The following is an 18546-nucleotide window of genomic DNA, read 5'->3' on the forward strand; positions in this document are numbered from 1 at the left end:
GCCGACTCAAGCCGGCCTCACCAGGCGCAGAGCTTGGTGTTGGTCTGCGGGTTGTTCCAGCAAGCGCCATCGTCGCGGCTGCGCACGAACTGGCCCGGCAACGGCACATTGCGGCGGCCGAGATTGACAAAGCCATAGGCAAAGCCCGGCCCGTCGATTTCCAGGACATAGGTCGGATAGCCCGGCGCCGAGATGCGGAAGCTACCCGCATCGTCGATCGCGCGGTAGCTGCATGCGAAATAGCCGTCATCGCTGGTGAAGCAGCGTGCTCGCTTGGCTTGCGCCGAAATCGAGAACGCCAGAAGCGCCGCCGCGCACACGCCGCCGCCGAAAAGCATCTTTTTCAATGTCATCATCCACCCCCTGCCATGGGCCATCGTGACCCCAACGCGATGAAATGCGCATGGCGGCGAAATCGGGTCAAGCGGCCGCAACGGGCGCCGCGCAACGTGGATAATCAAGCCCGCTTGGCGACGATGAAGATGCGCGGAAAGCGCAAAAGCACCTTGCCATCAGCCGTCTTCGGATAGGCCTTGGCGATCTTGGCCGTGTAGCTGTCGAGGAACAGTGTCTTCTCGTTCGCATCGAGCGGGTCGACAAAAGGCTTCAGGCCCGTCGACTTCACCCATTCAACGATCGCCTGCGCGTCGGCAAGCGGGTGGTTGTAGATGGTGTGCCAGATATCCAGCCGATCGCTGAGCGGCGACAACAGGTCATAGTAGAACGACACCGGCTGCAGCGGCCCGCGCGCCGCGCCCTTGAGCTTGTCGGCAAACGGCATTTCCGCGGCGGTCTCCCGCATCAGGCGGTGGGAGTCCTCGCCCAGATTGTCGGGCATCTGGACGGCCAGCGCACCGCCTGGGGCGAGGAAGCCCATCAGCCGCTGGAAGACCGCGGGATGCTGCGGCAGCCACTGGAACACCGCATTGGCGAAGATCACGTCGACCGGCTCCGCCGGCTGCCATTTGGAGGCATCGGCCAGGTCAAAGGTGACCTCGGGCAGACGCGCCCTCGCCTTCTCGATCATGTCGGGTGAGGTGTCGAAGCCGCTCACCTCAGCATCCGGCCAGCGCTCGACAAGCAGCTCGGTCGAGTTGCCCGGCCCGCAGCCGATATCGACGACCCGGCGCGGGAAGTCGACGGGGACCTGCGCGACCAAGTCGCGCGCGGGTCGCGTGCGCTCGTCCTCGAATTTCAGATATTGGGCGGCGGACCAATCAGCCATGTGAGCTCCTCATGTCTTCTTGAGAATTCGCCGCCCGGAAAACCCCTTACCGCGTCAGCCTCTTATACGTCATGCGGTGCGGGTTGACGGCATCGGGCCCAAGGCGGCGTATCTTGTCCTGCTCGTAATCCTCGAAATTGCCCTCGAACCATTCGACATGGCTGTCGCCCTCGAAGGCGAGGATGTGCGTCGCCAGGCGATCGAGGAACATACGATCGTGCGAGATGATGACCGCGCAGCCGCCGAAGTTTTCCAGCGCGTCTTCAAGTGCGGCAAGCGTTTCCGTATCGAGATCGTTGGTCGGTTCGTCGAGCAGCAGCACATTGCCGCCGGTCTTCAGCATCTTGGCCAGATGCACGCGGTTGCGCTGGCCGCCGGACAGGTTGCCGACCTTCTGCTGCTGGTCGCCGCCACGGAAGTTGAACGAGGCGCAATAGGCACGCGTGTTGGCCTCGAACTTGCCGAGCTTGACCACTTCGGCGCCACCGGAAATCTCTTCCCACACCGTCTTTGAGGGATCGAGCGCATCGCGGCTCTGGTCGACATAGCCGAGCTTTACCGTCTCGCCGACGCGCACTGAGCCCGCGTCCGGCTTTTCCTGGCCGGTGATCATGCGGAACAGCGTCGTCTTGCCGGCGCCGTTCGGGCCGATGACGCCGACGATGCCGCCGGGCGGCAGCTTGAATTCCAGCCCGTCGATCAAAAGCGTGTCGCCAAAGCCCTTCGACAGGCCTTCCGCCTCGATCACCACATTGCCGAGCCGCTCGCCATGCGGAATGACGATCTGCGTGTCGCTCGGACGCCGCTTGTCGGCTGCATCCAAAAGGTCCTGGAACGCCTGGATACGCGCCTTGGACTTGGTCTGGCGGGCCTTGGGGCTCGACTGGATCCACTCGCGCTCGCGGCCGATGGCGCGCTGGCGGGCGTCGTCCTCGCGGCCTTCCTGCTTGAGCCGCTTGGCCTTGGCTTCGAGGTATTTGGTGTAGTTGCCCTCATAGGGAATGCCGCGGCCGCGGTCGAGTTCAAGGATCCAGCCGGTGACGTTGTCGAGGAAGTAGCGATCGTGGGTGATGATCATCACAGCGCCCGGATAGGCACGCAGATGCTTTTCCAGCCACGCCGTGGTCTCGGCGTCGAGATGGTTGGTCGGTTCGTCGAGCAGCAAAAGGTCGGGCTGGCGCAGCAAGAGCTGGCAGAGCGCGACGCGGCGGCGCTCGCCGCCCGAAAGCTTGGTGACTTCCGAATCCTTGGGCGGGCAGCCCAGCGCTTCCATCGCCATCTCGACCTGCTGCTCGAGATCCCACAGGTTGAGCCGGTCCATCTCGTCCTGGAGCTTGGCCGACTCGTCGGCCGTCTCGTCGGAATAATTCATCATCAATTCGTTGTAGCGCTCGATGATGGCGGTCTTGGCGGCGACGCCTTCCATGATGTTTTCGAACACGGTCTTGTCCGGATCAAGCGCCGGCTCCTGCGCCAGGTAGCCGACGGTGGCGCCTTCGGCGAGCCAGGCTTCGCCGTTCCACTCCTTGTCGAGCCCGGCCATGATCTTGAGGATCGTCGACTTGCCCGAACCGTTGGGGCCGAGAATGCCGATCTTGGCGTCGGGATAGAAGGAGAGATGGACATTCTCGAGCACCTTCTTGGTGCCATAGGCCTTGTTGAGGCCGGCCATGTGATAGATGAACTGGCGTGCCACGCGCGCTTTCCCTGAAAAAACTGACTGGATTGTCGAATTGAGTGGAGGTTGGCCGCTATGTAGGCGATGCGGCGGCGAACGGCAATCGCTTTTGCCGCATCTGGCCGGTCACACGCGGAAGTGTCCGCCAACCGCTGAAGTTTTCCACGCTCATCGGACGCGATGAAAGCTCCGGTTAACCCTTCCGGGTCAAAACAGGATCGGGGTGGAATCGCTGATTTGCAGCGATTTCAGGAGAAAGATCGGATCGACGGCATTGCTGAACAGTTTCCTGCTCCTTGCCGAAGCGGTCGTCTACTTCAGCGTCATGGTGACGCTTTTCCGCTTCAGACAGCGTATCGGCCTCGGCGTCTTCGTCTGCGCGCTCGGCGTCATGCACTTCCTCGAGACCTATCTCGCCAGCGTTTTTTACGTCGCCTTGCCGTTCGGCATGGTCTCGCCGGGCTCGGCTGTGCTGTTTTCCGGCAAGCTGGTCATGCTGTTGCTGCTCTATATGAAAGAGGATGCCGCCACCGTGCGTCAGCCGATCTACGGCCTGCTGTTCGGCAATGCGCTGATGATCGGGCTGGTGCTGCTGCTGCGCCTGCACGTCATCGCGGCACTTCCCGACGGCAGGCTCCCCGACATCGGCTTCATCGACGAGATGGGCTGGCTGATGGTCTGGGGCACGACGCTGCTGTTCGTCGACGCCATCCTGATCATCCTGCTCTATGAAAAGCTCGGGCGTTACCTGCGCAAGGCACAGTTCGCGCGCATCCTGATTTCGGTCGCTTGCGTGCTCACCTTCGACCAGGCCGGGTTCTTCACCGCGCTGCATTTCGTCGCCGGCGCGCCGATCGCGGTCTTTTTCGGCGGCTGGTTTGCCAAGATGGCGGCGGCGCTGATCTTCAGCACCATGCTCGTGGCCTATCTCAAATGGTTCGAGGAGCGTCAGGTCGCGGCGCCGCGCGGGCTGACCGACATTTTCGAAACACTCACCTATCGCGAACGCTATGAAGCGCTGGTCGAACATGTCGGCCGTGACGGCCTGACCGGCCTGCTGCATCGCGGGCGCTTCGACGCCGACGGTGAAGCCGCCGTCCAGGACAGCCTGCGCACCGCCAGGCCGCTCAGCCTGCTGATCATCGATGTCGACCATTTCAAGTCGATCAACGACCGTTTCGGCCATGCCGAAGGCGACAAGGTGCTGAAAGCGGTTGCGATCCTGCTTACCGAGGCGGCAAGCGCCGAAGACCAGGTGTTCCGCATCGGCGGCGAGGAATTCGCCATCCTCAGTTCTCGCCCGCACTCGGTCGCCAGGCTGTTCGGCGAAAGCATCCGCTACGCGGTCAAGGCCTCGGCCGCCACCAGCCGGTTCGAGCTGACCGTCAGCGCCGGCGTTTCCAGCGTCAGCGAAACGACGCGCTGCCTTGCCGACCTGTTCGCGCTTGCCGACCAGCGCCTCTACAAGGCGAAGTCGACCGGGCGCGATCGCGTCGTCGGCGAGCCGGGCGGCCACGAAGCCGACGCAGCCGTTGCGTGGACCAAGTCCGCGCAGATCTAGGTCTGTCGTTACGACTTCTTCTGCCGCCGAAAGCCTGTCACGGTGGAAACCGCCATCAGCGCGATCGCCAGCCATTTCAGCGCGGTGATGATCGGCCCGGCTTCGATGTCATAGGCAATGAACAGCAGGATGCCCGGCACCAGCAGGCCGCATAGAATCAGCATGATGCGGTTGATCTGCCACGACACTTTTGACGCCAACGCCTCGTCGCCGGGCGCGGAAACAAGTGCCGCCCGCACCGCCCTGCCGCCCACCAGCATGGCCGAAAGGCGCATCGAGATCGGCAGGCCGAGCCCGATGATCAGGAAAGCACAAGTCGCCAGCAGCAGCGAAAACTTCAGCGCGCTGGTTTCCGCCGGTATGGGAAACAGCAGCGTCGCCAGCGGCAGGAAGACACCGAAAATGCCGATCGCCGCGATAGTGATGAAAATCACCGCATTGACGATCGTGAACAGCTGGTAGGTGCCGACGCCGATCGGTTCGGATAGCGTTCGCATGCGCGCCCATTCGGCGTCGGTGTAGGAAAAGCCCGGCCATTCCATGCGGGCATCGTTTATCGAGACCATGCCCCTGGCCCAGAAAGCCAGCCGCGCCAGCGCGCTGCTCGTCATGCCATCCATTGCGAGCCCCGCCGAAATGATGCGCGGGCAGCATAGCATCGGGACGCGGCAAGGCGACAGTCCGGTGTCTGCGTCCTGCCAGCGCCTGCTGGAACCGCCCGTACTTACTGGAAGCCGCCCCGTACTTACTGGAACCCAATCGCGTCGACAGTGCCTGTCGGGCAACCGGCCTTGTTGGTCGGCACCGAAGCCAGCAGCAGGTCCTTGAGCGAGCTGTTGGAGCCGATCGGACCGGCGAGGCCGAGCGTCAGTTCGCCGATCAGCCGCCTGCCGCTCGACGGATCGATGACGCAGGAAACACGCACGCGGTCCCCTGCTCCCGCCCCGAAGGCAGTGTCGAAGGCGCCGCGAATCTGGTCCGCCGTCAGCTTGCCGCCGATGTTCTTGGCAAAGAGATCGCGCACCGGCGAGCTGTTCACCGCGCGCATCAAGTTGAGCGCGTCGGAGAAATAGTCCTGCTGGCTCTTGCCGTAGCAGGTGCCGTGCTTGATCCATTCATGCCGTTCGAGTTTGGAAGCTGTCCCCGGCATCACCTGATCGAGCTCTGTGCGGGTGTTGGCGTCCAGATTGACCGGCGGCAGGTCTTTCCAGTGGGCCGGATTGTCGTTGGCCTTGTCGCTCGCCGTCGCCTGGCAATAGAAATTGCCGTTCGGCTGCGGCCACAGGCCGTGCAAGGTGAAATGCGTAGCGTCGAAATCACCTGCACTCTGCACCTTGCATTCCGTCTTGCTCGACTTGGTCTCGCAGAAGGCCGGCTGCCAGCTCAGCGCGAAGACATATTCGGGTTTTCCCGATGCCGCCGGCTTGCCTTGCCCGCCCGGTGCGGCCGGCACGGTCGCGGCGCTGCTACCCGAAACATGGCCGCAGGTGACTTTCACCCAGCGGCGCTCCGGATCGGCGCCCGGCACCAGGATGAGGTAATGCGTCGGCGTATCCTTGTTGCCGGCAAGCAGCTGGTAGCTCTGCCCGGCATCGGTCGAGACGTTGCCGGGGTTCTTGCCGTTCTTGATGGCCTGCGTCGCCGGACAGGCAGCGTCGGCAACGAAAGAGCCGCTCATCTTGACGTCGGCACGCGCCGCCCCGGCCAGTGACGCCGCCAGCATGGCCAATCCGAAAACGACACCAATGCGCATGGAAAATCCCCGGCTGAAGAAGTGGGCGACAGACTGAAGCTGTCTCCATGTCAGAATTGCGATATTTTGCTGTCCAAACGCAAGAAACATCGTCGCGAAAAAGCAGGCTTTGCCAATTGACGCAAAACCGGCGCCGGCGCAAACAAAGCCGGCGCCACGGTGGCGGCCAGAGCCTGGAGACCGAGCGGCATGTCATTCAGCCAGCAGCGTGTGATTGCCTCGCCGACCGGTGCCGATCTCAATCTTTTCGTCAGGCAAGCCGATGGCCGGGCACGTGCCGTCGTCCAGATCAATCATGGTCTGGCCGAGCACGCCGCGCGCTATGCCCGCTTTGCCGATTTTCTTGGCTCCCGCGGCTTCCACGTCTATGTCCACGATCATCGCGGCCATGGCGCGACCAAGGCCCCCCACGCACCGCTCGGCAGGTTCGCCGACAGCAACGGCCCCGCCAAGGTGATCGCCGACGTCGACGCCATCCATGATCTGATCGCCAGCGAACAGCCGAACCTGCCCGTCATCCTTTTCGGCCACTCGATGGGTGCGTCGGTGGCGCTGAACTACCTGTTGCGCCACTCGCCGCGCGTTCATGCCGCCGCGATCTGGAACGGCAATTTCTCCCAAGGCCTGCTTGGCCAGGTGGCGCTCGGCATCCTTGCCTGGGAACGGATGCGGCTCGGCTCTGATGTCCCGTCGCGCCTGTTGCCAAAGCTCACCTTTCAGGCCTGGGGCAAGGCGGTGCCCAATCACCGTACATTGTTCGACTGGCTGTCGCGCGACGAGGCGGAAGTGGCGAAATACATTGCCGATCCGTTGTGCGGCTGGGATGCTTCGGTATCAATGTGGCGCGACGTCGTCGGCATGGCATTGAACGGCGGCAAGGATGCCGGCTTTGCCGGCGTCCGGCGCGACCTCCCCGTCAGCATCGTCGGCGGCGAAAAGGATCCCGCCTCGGATTACGGCAAGGGGATCACCCATCTTGCCAATCGCATGCGCAAGATGGGCTTTTCGAATCTGGTTTCAAAGGTTTACGCTGACACCCGCCACGAAAGCCTGAACGAGGTGAATCGCGACATCATCATGGGCGATTTCGCGGCCTGGGCGGACGACATCCTGAAAGCGTGACGGATTGGCCCATCGCAAGAGCCGTGACAGCCGTTGCAGGGCTTGATAGAGGCTCTGCCTTCGCAGCAATCAAGGTGATTGCAGCAACCACGGTGATTTATGGCTGAGCCCCCGCTGAAAGGCGTCCGCGTCGTCGAACTCGCCCGCATCCTTGCCGGGCCATGGGCCGGGCAGTTGCTTGCCGATCTCGGCGCCGATGTCATCAAGGTCGAGAGCCCCGATGGCGGCGACGACACCCGCAAATGGGGCCCGCCCTTCGTCATGGGCAAGGACGGCGAGAACCTGTCGGCCGCCTATTACCACTCCTGCAACCGCGGCAAGCGCTCCATCGCCATCGATTTCTCGACACCGGAAGGCGCCGAAACCGTGCGCCGGCTTGTCGCGACTTCGGACGTGCTGATCGAGAACTTCAAGCTCGGCGGCCTGAAGAAATACGGCCTCGACTACGACAGCCTGCGCAAGATCAACCCCCGCCTCGTCTATTGCTCGATCACCGGCTTCGGCCAGGATGGTCCCTATGCGCCACGCGCCGGCTATGACTTCATCATCCAGGCCATGGCCGGCATGATGTCGATCACCGGCGAGGTTGGCCGTGAGCCGCAAAAGGCCGGCGTCGCCATTTCTGACATCTTCACCGGCCTCTATTCGGTCATCGCCATCCAGGCGGCCCTGCGCCACGCCGAACAAACCGGCGAAGGCCAGCACGTCGACATGGCGCTCTTCGACACCCAGATCTCCGCGCTTGGCAACCAGAACCTCAACTATCTCGTCTCCGGCAAATCGCCGGTGCAGATGGGCAATGCGCATATGAACATTGCGCCCTACGAAGTGGTGCCAGTCAGGGACGGCCACATCATCCTGGCGGTCGGCAATGACGGCCAGTTCGCCAAATTCTGCGCCGCTGTCGGACTGGACGATTTGCCTGCAAATCCCGACTTCGCCACCAATCCTGCCCGGGTCGCCAACCGGGTCAGGCTGCGTGAGCGCATGATCGAGGCGCTGAAGATTTTTGACCGCGATCCGCTGCTGGCGAAGCTGGAAGCGGCAAGCGTTCCGGCGAGCCCGATCAACACGATCGGCCAGATGTTTGCCGACCCGCAGACAATCGCGCGCGGCATGCGGCTCGACCTCGACGACGGCCATGGCAATCTTCTGCCTTCGGTGCGTGCGCCGATGGTCATGTCCGGCACGCCGCTGGTCTATGAGCGCCCCTCGCCGCGCCTGGGCGAACACACGCAAGAAATCCTTGCCGAACTGGAGAAGTCTGGACAATGAAGACCGGCGGACAACTCATCGTCGACGCGCTTGAGGCCAACGGCACCGACCGCATCTATTGCGTGCCTGGTGAATCCTATCTGGCGGTGCTCGACGCGCTGCACGATTCAGCGATCCGCACCATCGTCTGCCGCCAGGAAGGCGGTGCCGCCATGATGGCAGATTGCCACGGCCGCCTGACCGGCAAGCCCGGCATCTGCTTCGTCACCCGCGGCCCCGGCGCCACCAACGCCTCGGCCGGCATCCACATCGCCATGCAGGATTCGATACCCGTCATCCTGTTCATCGGCCAGGTCGCCAGCCACGCCAAGGAGCGCGAGGCCTTCCAGGAAGTCGACTACAAGAGGTTCTTCGGCGACATCGCCAAATGGGTGGTCGAGATCGACGACGCCTCGCGCATCCCCGAATTCGTCACCCGTGCCTTCGCCGTGGCGACATCGGGCCGCCCCGGCCCCGTCGTCATCTCACTGCCGGAAGACATGTTGACCAGTGTCGTCGAGGCACCCATCGCTTTGCCGCACACACCGGTCGAAACCCGGCCGGGCGAAGCCGAGCTCGATGCGCTGGAAAAGCTGCTGGCCAAGTCCATCAGGCCGTTCGTCATCCTCGGCGGCACGCGCTGGGACGCCGAGGCCGTGGCACGGATACGCACGATCGCCGAGACGTGGTCGCTGCCGGTCGGCTGTTCCTTCCGCCGCCAGATGCTGTTCGACCATCTGCACCCGAACTATGCCGGCGATGTCGGCATCGGCATCAACCCGAAGCTGGCCACGGCGATCAAGCAGGCCGATCTCGTGCTGCTGATCGGCGGCCGCATGGGCGAGATGCCGTCCTCCGACTACACCCTGCTGAAAAGCCCCTACCCCGACCAGACGCTGGTCCATATCCATGCCGACGCCGGCGAACTCGGCCGCGTCTACCGGCCGACATTGGCGATCAATGCCTCGCCTTCCGCCTTCGTCGACGCCTTCGCCAAGCGCAAGCCGGCCACCGCACCCGCCTGGGCAGCCGAGACGCCAAAGCTGCATGCCGCCTATCTCGACTGGTCGACACCGCCGGAAAGCGGCCCCGGCTCGGTCCAGATGGGGCCGATCATGAAATACCTCGAAAAGATGCTGCCCAACGACGCCATCCTCACCAACGGCGCCGGCAATTACGCCACTTGGGTGCATCGTTTCCACCGCTTCCGCCGCTTCGCCACGCAGGCAGCGCCGACCTCAGGCTCGATGGGCTATGGCACGCCTGCGGCGGTCGCCGCCAAAGAACTGTTTCCAGAGCGCACCGTGGTCGCTTTTGCCGGCGACGGCTGCTTCCTGATGAACGGGCAGGAATTCGCCACCGCCGTGCAATACGACCTGCCGATCGTCGTCGTCGTCGTCAACAACGGCATCTACGGCACCATCCGCATGCATCAGGAGCGCGAATATCCCGGCCGCGTCGTCGCCACTGATTTGAAGAATCCTGATTTCGCGGCGTTGGCTCGCGCCTATGGCGGCCACGGTGAGACGGTCGAGAAGACCGCCGATTTCGCCCCGGCCTTCGAACGAGCCCGCGCCAGCGGCAAGCCGGCGATCGTCGAAATCAGGCTTGACCCCGAGGCGATCACGCCGACCCGGACGATGACCCAGATCCGCGATAAGGCATAAAGCGCCAAAGGCAGAGGCCGAGTTCCTTCGCGCCCCTCTCCGTCCTGCCGGACATCTCCCCCTCAAAAGGGGGAGAGTCGCGGCACCGGCTACGTCCTATTTTGCTTTTTCGATCTGGCCGCGGATCTCGCCGTCCTTGTTGGCTGCCGTATGGATATTGACGTAATATTTGCCGGCCTCAAGGTCAGCCGCCTGAGCATCGGTCAACGTCTCCGATCCCTTGATCGGGCTCTTGAGTTTCTTGAATGGGATAACGGGTCCAGCGTTTTCACCCATCGCCGCCGGACCGTGAATGTGCCCCGCCGTCGCCGGCCCGCTGAGACCGGAATACTTGACGTTCCAGCTGAGTTTCTTCTTGGCCGTGTCGAACGTTAAAGTGGCCGTGCCCTTGCCCTTCGTGGTGACGGGCGGGCTCTGCTGGCCGCCGTCGAGCGTCGCCTTGAACTTTTCCATGTCGGCCAGGGCCGGCGAGACAAGAAAGATAGAAACAGAGACGGCGAGTGCCGAAACGATCGGCGAAAAGGAATGCATGCGCATTTTTAAAAACCTCCGTTGGATGTGACACCCTTGCGGCTCTCCGACGCATGGATGCATCTGTACAACGGTCGGACGGCCAAAAGTATCCTTCGGCGCACGCATATGTGATGGCAGGCAAAAAGCCCGATTGCCTACCCGCCAGGGGAAAGCGGCGGTCAGACCGCCGCCAGCGCCTGCGTCAGGTCGGCGATCAGATCATCTGGGTGCTCGACGCCGATGGACAGCCTGACCGTGGTCTCCAACACACCGATGCGCTGGCGAACCTCGAAGGGAATGCCCGAATGGGTCATGGCCGCGGGGTGGCTGGCCAGCGATTCCGTTCCGCCGAGGCTTACCGCCAGCTTGAAGATCTGCAGGTTGTTGAGAAAGGCGAAAGCCGCCTTCTCCCCGCCCTTGATATCAAAGGAGAAGGTCGAGCCGGCACCGGTGCATTGCGCCCTGTAGGCGCGGCCCGCCAGCGTGTCCTCGCCCAGGAACGGCAGGTAATGCACCTTCCCGACCTTGGCATGATCACGCAGGAATTCGGCGACCAGACGCGCATTGTCGTTGGCCCGCTCCATGCGGATCGACAACGTCTCCAGCGAGCGGCCGAGCATCCAGCAGGAATGCGGGTCGAGTTGCGTGCCGATCGCGCCGCGCAGCGCCTTGATCGGCTTGGTCACCGCCTTGCTTCCCATGGCGGCGCCCGCGATCAGGTCAGAGTGGCCGCCGACATATTTGGTCAGCGAATAGACGGAAACGTCGGCGCCGTGTTCGATGGGCCGCTGGAACACCGGGCCGAGCAGCGTGTTGTCGCAGACGATGATCGGCGTCGACCCTTGCATCCCACCGATCTCGTCGGCGATCTTCCGCATCAGCGCGATATCGACCAGGCTGTTGGTCGGGTTTGACGGGGTCTCGATCAGGATGACCGACACGCGGCCCTTCGCGACGGCCGCATCGGCAGCCGTGCGCACCGCTGTCTCATCGACGCCGTCCGCGAAGCCGACAGCGCTGATGCCGAAACCGGAAAGCGTGCGCGTCAAGAGCGTCTCCGTGCCGCCGTAAAGCGGCTGCGAATGCAGGATGACGTCGCCCGGACGGGCGTAGGCGAGCAGTGTCGTGGCGATCGCCGACATGCCTGATGAAAACAGGATGCAGGCATCCGTCCCCTCATAGACCGCCAGCCGGTCCTCGACGATCTCGCTGTTGGGATGGTTGAAGCGCGAATAGACCAGGCCCGACGCAGTGCCGCTCGGCGGCTCCTTGCGGCCGGAGGTGTAATCGAAGAAGTCGCGTCCCTCTTCCGCCGACTTGAACACGAAGGTCGAGGTCAGGAACACCGGTGGCTTGACCGCACCCTCCGAAAGCTGCGGATCGAAGCCATAGCTCAGCATCAGCGTCTCCGGGTGGAGCTTGTGGTTGCCGATATGGGTTTTCGACGGGCGTGGCGCGGTCATGGCTTTTCCTGCTTTTGAAAGAGTGTCGCACGGCAATTTATGCGATCCCGACCCGCCAGTCCTTGCTATTTTTGGGCTCGCATGGCTGCATTCCCGCAACAAATTGCCCGGAGAGACCAAAAATGCAGCAGAAGATAGCCGACGATTTCGACCGCAAGATTCTGCGCGAACTGCAGGCTGACGCCCGCATCACCAACAACGAGCTTGCCGAGCGGATCGGCCTGTCGCCGTCGCCCTGCCTGCGGCGGGTGCGGCGGCTGGAGGAGACCGGTGTCATCAGAGGCTACACCACGCTGGTCGATCCGGCCGCCTTCGGCTGGAGCATGGTCGCCATCGCCACCATCCGGCTCAGCCGCCAGAACGAGGACGAGATCGTGATGTTCGAGGACGCGATCCGCGGCTGGGAAGAGGTGCTGGAATGCCACCTCGTCACCGGTTCGCGCGACTATGTGCTGAAAAGTGGTGACGGGAAACCTCGAGCAGTACGAGCGCTTCATCAAGGAAAAGATCGCGCGGCTGAAATGCGTGGCCTCGATCGAAACCAGCTTCGTCATGAACACCATAAAGGAACGGCGCCTCTAGCAAGAGGCGCCGTTCTCTAGATCGATATGTTGCCGACTAGGCTTACTTCACAGCCTTGTCGGTGATGGCGGTGGTGTAGGCGCCGGTCGGCTCCTTGGTGATGATCTTCTGGTCGAGCAGCGCCTTGGCGGTGCGCTCGTACGTGGCCGGGTCGAGCTTGCCGTCGGCATTGTCGATCAGTTTGGCGACTTCGCTCATCATGCGCTTCTGGTGGTTCTCGTCCTGGCCGCCGCCGTCCATGACGATGCCTGCGGCTTCGTCATTGTTGTCGATGGCGTATTTCCAGCCCTTCATCGAGGCACGCACGAAACGCACCATCTTGTCTTCGAAGGCCGGATCCTTGAGCTTGTCTTCGGACGCATAGAGCCCGTCCTCGAGCAGGTCGTTGCCCATTGCCGAGTAGTTGAACACGGTCAGCTGTTCCGGCTTGTAGCCGGCGTCGATGAGCTGCCAGTACTCGTTGTAGGTCATGACCGAGATGCAATCCGCCTGCTTCTGGATCAGCGGCTGCACGTCGAAGCTCTGCTTCAAGACGGTGACGCCATCGGCGCCGCCTTCGGTCTTCAGGCCAAGCTTGTTCATCCAGGCGTAGAACGGATACTCGTTGCCGAAGAACCAGACGCCGAGCGTGTGGCCCTTGAAGTCAGCTTCGGTCTTGATCGGGCCGTCCTTCGGGCATACCAGCTCCATGCCGGCCTTCTTGAACGGCTGGGCGATGTTGACCAGCGGCACGCCCTTTTCGCGGGCGGCCAGCGCACCGCCCATCCAGTCGACGATGACGTCGGCGCCGCCGCCGGCGATCACCTGCTCGGGCGCGATATCGGGACCGCCCGGCTTGATGTCGACGTCAAGACCCTCGGCCTCATAGAAACCCTTGGCCTTGGCGACATAATAGCCGGCAAACTGGGCCTGCGTGACCCATTTCAGCTGCAACGTCACCTTGTCAGCGGCCATTGCCTGGAAAGCGGCAAGCGACATCGCGCCGGCCAGAACGGGAATAATCAGTCTTTTCATTTTATTACCCTCTGAAGTTAGTGCCCTAAACCCACCGCCCCTATCCACCACGGACAGAGGGATGCCAAAACGTGACGGCTCTTTCGACAAGAGCGACCACGCCATAAAAGACCGAACCCGCAAGTGCTGCAACTGCGATTTCGGCCCAGACCATGTCGATGTTCATCCGCCCGACCTCGGTCGAGATACGGAAGCCCATGCCGACGACAGGCGTGCCGAAGAACTCGGCGACGATGGCGCCGATCAGCGCCAGCGTCGAGTTGATCTTCAGCGCGTTGAAGATGAAGGGGGCGGCTGCCGGCAACCTGAGCTTCAGCAGAGTCTGCCAGTAACCGGACGCATAGGTGCGCATCAGGTCGCGCTCCATGTGACCGGAGGCGGCAAGGCCGGCGACCGTGTTCACCAGCATCGGGAAGAAGGTCATGATGATGACCACCGCCGCCTTGGACTGCCAGTCGAAACCGAACCACATCACCATGATCGGTGCGACGCCGATGATCGGCAGCGCCGAGACCATATTGCCGATCGGCAAAAGGCCGCGCCGCAGGAACGGCACGCGGTCGGCAAGCACGGCGGTGATGAAGCCGGCGCCGCTGCCCACGACATAGCCGAAGATCACCGCCTTGAAGATGGTCTGCCGCACATCGGCGCCGAGCACCGGCAGCGAGCTGGCGATGCGCGCGCCGATGGCGCTTGGCGGCGGCAAAAGGATGAAAGGGATGCCGGCGCCGCGCGTCACTGCTTCCCAGATGATCAGGATCCAGGCGCCGAAGATGGCCGGGATGATCAGCCGCAGCGCGGTCCGAGCCCAGTTCGCCATCGGGCGAATGCCCGACAGCACCGCCACGCAGCGCCAGCCAAGCAGCCAGGCAGCCGCGAGCAGCAGGAAATACGGTGCCCGTGCCTGACCTTCGAAGCCGGCGATACCACCGATCAGCAGCCAGGCGACGAGATGCGCGCCGATGAAAAGCACGACAGCTTCGACGATGGACGGTATTCTGGCCATCGAGATCAAAGCAGTGAGAAGCAGCGCGCCGAAGATCAGCCAGCTCGTCGCCGCATAGGGATATATCAACGTCCCTGCAGGCTGCGCCAGCGGATCCACTTTCGGCGCGGCGATCGCACCGAGCGCCACTGCGATCAGGCACAGCACGATCGCCAGTACTGCTTGCCAGGAGGGTTTCAGCCAGTTCATGCCGGCCTCCCGCCCATCGCGCGGTCAACGATACGCCCGGCAATGCCGACCACCATGACCAGAAGTGCGGCCACCATCGAACCGGCGACCAGCGCCGACCAGATGTCGATGGACTGGCTGTAATAGGCACCGGCCAACAGCTTGGCGCCGATGCCGGCGACAGCGCCGGTCGGCAGTTCGCCGACGATTGCACCGACCAGGCTTGCCGCCACCGCAACCTTCATCGAGGTGAACAGGAACGGCACCGAGGCTGGCACGCGCAATTTCCAGAAGGTCTGCGCACGACTCGCATTGTAGGTGTGCATCAGGTCGAGATGCATGATCTCGGGCGAACGCAGGCCCTTCACCATGCCCACCGTCACCGGGAAGAACGACAGATAGGTCGAGATCATCGCCTTCGGGACCAGGCCAGTGACGCCGACCGCCGCCAGCACGACGATGATCATCGGCGCCACCGCCAGGATGGGAATGGTCTGCGAGGCGATGATCCACGGCATCAGGCTGCGGTCGAGCGTCGCCACATGCACGATGCCGACAGCAATGATGATGCCGAGCGCCGTGCCGAAAGCAAAGCCGAGCAGCGTCGACGACAGCGTCACCCAGGCATTGTAGACGAGGCTGCGGTTCGAGGTGACGGGCCGCAGGAAGGTGTTTTCGAAGAAGTTCACCGCCACCTGATGCGGCGCCGGCAGCGTCGGCTTCGGCTGCGCCAGCGTCTTGCCGATGAATTCGCTCAAAGTATGTGTTTCGCCGGCGCGGCGATCGAGATCGCGCTGGAACGGCGTGTTGAGGATGACAGCGAAGACATACCAGAGCACGATCACCCCAGCGAGGATCGAGGTGACAGGGATAAGCTTGTCGCGGAAGGTGTCCATTTAGCGGCCCTCGCCGGACGAGCGCCCTCCTCTCCCCAACGGGGAGAGGGTGGCCGGAGCGAAGCGGAGGTCGGGTGAGGGGGTAGAAATCTTTCCGTCCAGGCACGCCAAGATCGTATCCAGGACCGTTCGGCGTTCGGCCAAAACTTCATGGTTCCAGAACCGCAGAACCGAATAACCTTGTCCGTTCAGCCAAGCTGTCCTGGCAGGGTTAGTAGGAGAATCTGCGTGCTGACTACCGTCAAGTTCGACAATCAGGCCTACCTCGCGACAAATAAAATCCGCGATGAAAGGTCCGAGCGGCACCTGCCGCACAAATTTGTAACCGTTGAGATGACGTCCTCTCAGTTCGCCCCAAAGCCTGTATTCAGCCTCGGTCTCGTCAACCCGCAGCCTTCGGGCGCGAGCGGTTGCCCCGACCTTTCTTTTGGTCGGATCCGTCGGCGCCGCCCCCTCACCCGACCTCCGCTTCGCTCCGGCCACCCTCTCCCCGTTGGGGAGAGGAGGAGCCTCATCCTGCCCTCGCTCAATCATCATAGCTATGCCCTGCCCGCAGACCATCGCGCACGCGCGCTGCGATCGCCAAAAACTCAGGCGTCTCGCGGATGTCCAGCGGTCGCTGCTTCGGCAGCGTCGATTCGATGATGTCGCTGACACGGCCCGGACGCGGCGACATGACGACGATGCGCGTCGACAGATACACCGCTTCGGGGATGGAGTGGGTGACGAAGCAGATGGTCTTGTTGGTGCGCCCCCACAGCTCCAGCAATTGCTCATTGAGGTGGTCGCGCACGATCTCGTCCAGCGCGCCGAACGGCTCGTCCATCAGCAGGAGATCGGCGTCGAAGGCCAGCGCACGGGCGATCGAGGCGCGCTGCTGCATGCCGCCCGAGAGCTGCCAGGGATATTTCTTCTCGAATCCCCTAAGGTTGACGAGATCGAGCGTGCGCTTGATCCGCTCCACCTGCTCCGCCTTGGACAGGCCCATGATCTCCAGCGGCAGCCCGACATTGCGCTCGATGGTCCGCCACGGAAACAGCGCCGCCGCCTGGAAGACATAGCCGTAGGCGCGTTTCTCCCGCGCCTGTTCTGCTGTCATGCCGTTGACCGAAATGGTTCCCGAGGTCGGCTTCTCCAGATCGGCGATGACGCGCAGCAGCGTGGTCTTGCCGCAGCCCGAAGGCCCGATGAAGGAGACGAACTCACCCTTGCCGATGGTGAGATCGACATTGGACAGCGCCTGCACCGGCCCGTCATTGGTCTGGAAGGTCAGTCCGAGTTTGCTTGCCGCGACGACGGCTGGCGAAGTCCCTGTCATCGGCTGCCGCCTGCCTGTTCCCGCCCCTGCGGTGCCGGCTGGAATCCGATTGCTTTTATCGCGATGTTGTTTTCCACTCGCCCTGTCCCATTGGTCTTGTCCCACGCAATCGACGCCCGGAGTTTCCCCGATGTCGCCCAAACCCACTTGTCATCTTATCCGCCCTGAAAGCACTTATGAAGGCAAGCAGGGATTGACCTATTTCGCCGGCATCGCCACGGAGACCGTCGGCTCCTCCGGCATCTGCATGCACTTGCTCACCTTGCCGCCCGGCGCCCGCGCCAAGGCGCACATGCACGAAAGCCATGAGACGGCGATCTACGTCCTCTCCGGCGAGGTCCACACCTGGTATGGCGACCGGCTGGAGCATCATATCGTCGTCAAGGCCGGTGACCTCTTCTACATTCCCGCCGGCGTCCCGCATCTGCCGGCCAATCTGAGCGGCGCCCCGTCCTCGGCCGTCATTGCCCGCACCGATCCCAACGAACAGGAAAGCGTCGTCCTGCTGCCGGAACTGGACGCGCTGGTCGCCTGACGCTGACGGGATCGCTGTCATTTGCACCGCGAAACTTCCCCCATGACGTTGCCGTCCTCATCGGCGATCGTCAGCTTCTTGGCGTTCTTAGCGCTGTGCTTGATGGTAAACTTTGTCGGCTCCTGTCCCTCTTCGCCTTCCGCCTCACACGTCGCTGTCACCACGATCGATCCGTCAGCCTGCGCTTGCGTCTTCGTGAACGTGCAGGCGCTGGCGGCGGTGATCAATTCCTTGTCGGTCAAAAGCAGCATCTGATCGGCGGCGACTTCCTGGCCGTTGCGGTTGATGCAGCCATATTTGTCGCCATAGGGTTTCGACAGATCGATACCGGCCGCCGAAGCCTGGCCGGCCGCCAACACAAAAACCATCGCAACAGAAAAACAAAAACCACGCATGCTCACCCCCCAATGCCCAACGTTACAAACATGATTGCAGCGGCCCCATTTCCTCAAGGCCTGGAATGGTGACGAAGAAACCATCCTCTCCCTTGTTGGTGACCACGACGGTTTCGATTGTCGTTCCCGCCTCGCCCTCGGCGGAACAGGTCGAAGTCAGCGATTGTGCGCCCAGCACCGGCGTCAATTGCTGCGCGAACCGGCAGCCGCTGCCATAGGTCTCGATGCCTTCAGCCGTCAGCACGATATAGGCATCGCTATCCTGATAACCGGCCTTGACGCCGGCACAGCCGACATCATTGCCCCAGGAGCCGGCCAGCACGCCGCCTGCTGCTACCGGGCTGGCGACACTTGCCGCCAAGACCAACGAAATGAGCGCGGCCGAACGCGCCAAGC

At 62.8% G+C, this 18546-nt stretch carries 19 protein-coding genes and 1 pseudogene; 6 read left to right on the top strand and 14 right to left on the bottom strand.

Annotated elements, in window-relative coordinates; translation table 11 throughout:
• Positions 1–17 precede the first annotated feature (17 nt).
• From C8D77_RS23285 to ettA, 3 genes are all read right to left on the bottom strand, one after another.
• Complete coding sequence (locus C8D77_RS23285) at positions 18–353, bottom strand: hypothetical protein (RefSeq protein ID WP_109668491.1); 336 nt, start codon at positions 351–353, stop codon at positions 18–20.
• Between the two features lie 104 nt (positions 354–457).
• Positions 458–1225 carry a trans-aconitate 2-methyltransferase gene (gene tam, locus C8D77_RS23290; RefSeq protein WP_109668321.1) on the bottom strand — a complete coding sequence of 256 codons (768 nt, stop codon included), beginning with the start codon at positions 1223–1225 and terminating at the stop codon, positions 458–460.
• 46 nt (positions 1226–1271) lie between these two features.
• The gene (ettA, locus tag C8D77_RS23295; protein ID WP_013530923.1) at positions 1272–2921 is read right to left on the bottom strand and encodes an energy-dependent translational throttle protein EttA; all 1650 of its coding nucleotides are present in this window, start codon (positions 2919–2921) and stop codon (positions 1272–1274) included.
• Between the two features lie 256 nt (positions 2922–3177).
• Here ettA and C8D77_RS23300 point away from each other — a divergent pair, with 256 nt between their 5' ends.
• Positions 3178–4464, top strand: a complete 1287-nt coding sequence (locus C8D77_RS23300; RefSeq protein ID WP_109668494.1) for a GGDEF domain-containing protein — start codon at positions 3178–3180, stop codon at positions 4462–4464.
• Positions 4465–4472: 8 nt separating this feature from the next.
• Here C8D77_RS23300 and C8D77_RS23305 read toward each other — a convergent pair whose 3' ends face one another.
• Together C8D77_RS23305 and C8D77_RS23310 are read right to left on the bottom strand one after the other, a co-directional pair.
• On the bottom strand, positions 4473–5084 hold the full coding sequence (locus tag C8D77_RS23305; RefSeq protein WP_109668323.1) for a hypothetical protein: 612 nt from the start codon (positions 5082–5084) through the stop codon (positions 4473–4475).
• 125 nt (positions 5085–5209) lie between these two features.
• Positions 5210–6217 (bottom strand): ribonuclease T2 family protein, encoded by a 1008-nt coding sequence (locus C8D77_RS23310; protein ID WP_109668325.1) that lies wholly within the window; start codon positions 6215–6217, stop codon positions 5210–5212.
• Between the two features lie 189 nt (positions 6218–6406).
• Here C8D77_RS23310 and C8D77_RS23315 point away from each other — a divergent pair, with 189 nt between their 5' ends.
• From C8D77_RS23315 to C8D77_RS23325, 3 genes are all read left to right on the top strand, one after another.
• Entirely contained in the window at positions 6407–7339 is a 933-nt protein-coding gene (locus tag C8D77_RS23315; protein ID WP_109668327.1) for an alpha/beta fold hydrolase, read from the top strand.
• A 99-nt stretch (positions 7340–7438) separates the two neighbouring features.
• Positions 7439–8614, top strand: coding sequence for a CaiB/BaiF CoA transferase family protein (locus C8D77_RS23320; protein WP_109668329.1), 1176 nt, complete (start codon positions 7439–7441; stop codon positions 8612–8614).
• Entirely contained in the window at positions 8611–10260 is a 1650-nt protein-coding gene (locus tag C8D77_RS23325) for a thiamine pyrophosphate-binding protein (protein ID WP_109668331.1), read from the top strand. The genes C8D77_RS23320 and C8D77_RS23325 overlap by 4 nt, the downstream gene beginning before the upstream one ends.
• A 96-nt stretch (positions 10261–10356) precedes the next feature.
• Here the strand turns inward: C8D77_RS23325 and C8D77_RS23330 are convergent, their stop codons facing one another.
• Both C8D77_RS23330 and C8D77_RS23335 read right to left on the bottom strand, forming a co-directional pair.
• Positions 10357–10797 (bottom strand): CHRD domain-containing protein, encoded by a 441-nt coding sequence (locus C8D77_RS23330; RefSeq protein ID WP_109668333.1) that lies wholly within the window; start codon positions 10795–10797, stop codon positions 10357–10359.
• 155 nt (positions 10798–10952) lie between these two features.
• The gene (locus C8D77_RS23335) at positions 10953–12236 is read right to left on the bottom strand and encodes a cystathionine gamma-synthase family protein (RefSeq protein ID WP_109668336.1); all 1284 of its coding nucleotides are present in this window, start codon (positions 12234–12236) and stop codon (positions 10953–10955) included.
• Positions 12237–12358: 122 nt separating this feature from the next.
• Between C8D77_RS23335 and C8D77_RS23340 the strand changes: the two are divergent.
• Positions 12359–12818: pseudogene (locus tag C8D77_RS23340) on the top strand (Lrp/AsnC family transcriptional regulator).
• Positions 12819–12860: 42 nt separating this feature from the next.
• On the opposite strand, the gene C8D77_RS23345 reads toward C8D77_RS23340, so the two are convergent.
• Genes C8D77_RS23345 through C8D77_RS23365 form a run of 5 tightly spaced genes read right to left on the bottom strand, consistent with a single transcriptional unit; the run spans position 12861 to position 17220 of the window.
• A complete protein-coding gene (locus C8D77_RS23345; RefSeq protein WP_109668338.1) occupies positions 12861–13832 on the bottom strand; it encodes an ABC transporter substrate-binding protein in 972 nt (323 codons plus the stop codon).
• Between the two features lie 40 nt (positions 13833–13872).
• Positions 13873–15027, bottom strand: a complete 1155-nt coding sequence (locus C8D77_RS23350; protein WP_109668341.1) for an ABC transporter permease — start codon at positions 15025–15027, stop codon at positions 13873–13875.
• Entirely contained in the window at positions 15024–15902 is an 879-nt protein-coding gene (locus C8D77_RS23355; protein WP_109668343.1) for an ABC transporter permease, read from the bottom strand. The genes C8D77_RS23350 and C8D77_RS23355 overlap by 4 nt, the downstream gene beginning before the upstream one ends.
• Positions 15903–16463 carry an endonuclease domain-containing protein gene (locus tag C8D77_RS23360; RefSeq protein ID WP_109668345.1) on the bottom strand — a complete coding sequence of 187 codons (561 nt, stop codon included), beginning with the start codon at positions 16461–16463 and terminating at the stop codon, positions 15903–15905. It abuts the gene before it with no gap.
• Positions 16429–17220, bottom strand: a complete 792-nt coding sequence (locus C8D77_RS23365; protein ID WP_109668348.1) for an ABC transporter ATP-binding protein — start codon at positions 17218–17220, stop codon at positions 16429–16431. Before C8D77_RS23365 ends, C8D77_RS23360 begins: the two co-directional genes overlap by 35 nt.
• A 130-nt stretch (positions 17221–17350) precedes the next feature.
• On the opposite strand from C8D77_RS23365, the gene C8D77_RS23370 reads away from it, so the two are divergent.
• Positions 17351–17755, top strand: a complete 405-nt coding sequence (locus tag C8D77_RS23370; protein ID WP_109668350.1) for a cupin domain-containing protein — start codon at positions 17351–17353, stop codon at positions 17753–17755.
• 17 nt (positions 17756–17772) lie between these two features.
• Here C8D77_RS23370 and C8D77_RS23375 read toward each other — a convergent pair whose 3' ends face one another.
• Together C8D77_RS23375 and C8D77_RS23380 are read right to left on the bottom strand one after the other, a co-directional pair.
• Entirely contained in the window at positions 17773–18234 is a 462-nt protein-coding gene (locus tag C8D77_RS23375; protein WP_245951858.1) for a hypothetical protein, read from the bottom strand.
• Positions 18173–18544 (bottom strand): hypothetical protein, encoded by a 372-nt coding sequence (locus C8D77_RS23380; RefSeq protein WP_109668356.1) that lies wholly within the window; start codon positions 18542–18544, stop codon positions 18173–18175. Before C8D77_RS23380 ends, C8D77_RS23375 begins: the two co-directional genes overlap by 62 nt.
• Between the last annotated feature and the right edge of the window lie 2 nt (positions 18545–18546).

Origin of the sequence: Mesorhizobium loti, from assembly GCF_003148495.1 — a bacterium.
Classification (GTDB): Bacteria; Pseudomonadota; Alphaproteobacteria; order Rhizobiales; family Rhizobiaceae; genus Mesorhizobium; species Mesorhizobium loti.

Coding starts and splice junctions, on each gene's coding strand:
- C8D77_RS23330 (WP_109668333.1), bottom strand. CDS start 10,797: ATGCGCATGCATTCCTTTTCGCCGATCGTTTCGGCACTCGCCGTCTCT.
- C8D77_RS23285 (WP_109668491.1), bottom strand. CDS start 353: ATGACATTGAAAAAGATGCTTTTCGGCGGCGGCGTGTGCGCGGCGGCG.
- C8D77_RS23355 (WP_109668343.1), bottom strand. CDS start 15,902: ATGGACACCTTCCGCGACAAGCTTATCCCTGTCACCTCGATCCTCGCT.
- C8D77_RS23350 (WP_109668341.1), bottom strand. CDS start 15,027: ATGAACTGGCTGAAACCCTCCTGGCAAGCAGTACTGGCGATCGTGCTG.
- C8D77_RS23320 (WP_109668329.1), top strand. CDS start 7,439: ATGGCTGAGCCCCCGCTGAAAGGCGTCCGCGTCGTCGAACTCGCCCGC.
- tam (WP_109668321.1), bottom strand. CDS start 1,225: ATGGCTGATTGGTCCGCCGCCCAATATCTGAAATTCGAGGACGAGCGC.
- C8D77_RS23375 (WP_245951858.1), bottom strand. CDS start 18,234: ATGGTTTCTTCGTCACCATTCCAGGCCTTGAGGAAATGGGGCCGCTGC.
- C8D77_RS23370 (WP_109668350.1), top strand. CDS start 17,351: ATGTCGCCCAAACCCACTTGTCATCTTATCCGCCCTGAAAGCACTTAT.
- C8D77_RS23315 (WP_109668327.1), top strand. CDS start 6,407: ATGTCATTCAGCCAGCAGCGTGTGATTGCCTCGCCGACCGGTGCCGAT.
- C8D77_RS23365 (WP_109668348.1), bottom strand. CDS start 17,220: ATGACAGGGACTTCGCCAGCCGTCGTCGCGGCAAGCAAACTCGGACTG.
- C8D77_RS23325 (WP_109668331.1), top strand. CDS start 8,611: ATGAAGACCGGCGGACAACTCATCGTCGACGCGCTTGAGGCCAACGGC.
- C8D77_RS23310 (WP_109668325.1), bottom strand. CDS start 6,217: ATGCGCATTGGTGTCGTTTTCGGATTGGCCATGCTGGCGGCGTCACTG.
- C8D77_RS23360 (WP_109668345.1), bottom strand. CDS start 16,463: ATGGTCTGCGGGCAGGGCATAGCTATGATGATTGAGCGAGGGCAGGAT.
- C8D77_RS23335 (WP_109668336.1), bottom strand. CDS start 12,236: ATGACCGCGCCACGCCCGTCGAAAACCCATATCGGCAACCACAAGCTC.
- C8D77_RS23305 (WP_109668323.1), bottom strand. CDS start 5,084: ATGGATGGCATGACGAGCAGCGCGCTGGCGCGGCTGGCTTTCTGGGCC.
- C8D77_RS23345 (WP_109668338.1), bottom strand. CDS start 13,832: ATGAAAAGACTGATTATTCCCGTTCTGGCCGGCGCGATGTCGCTTGCC.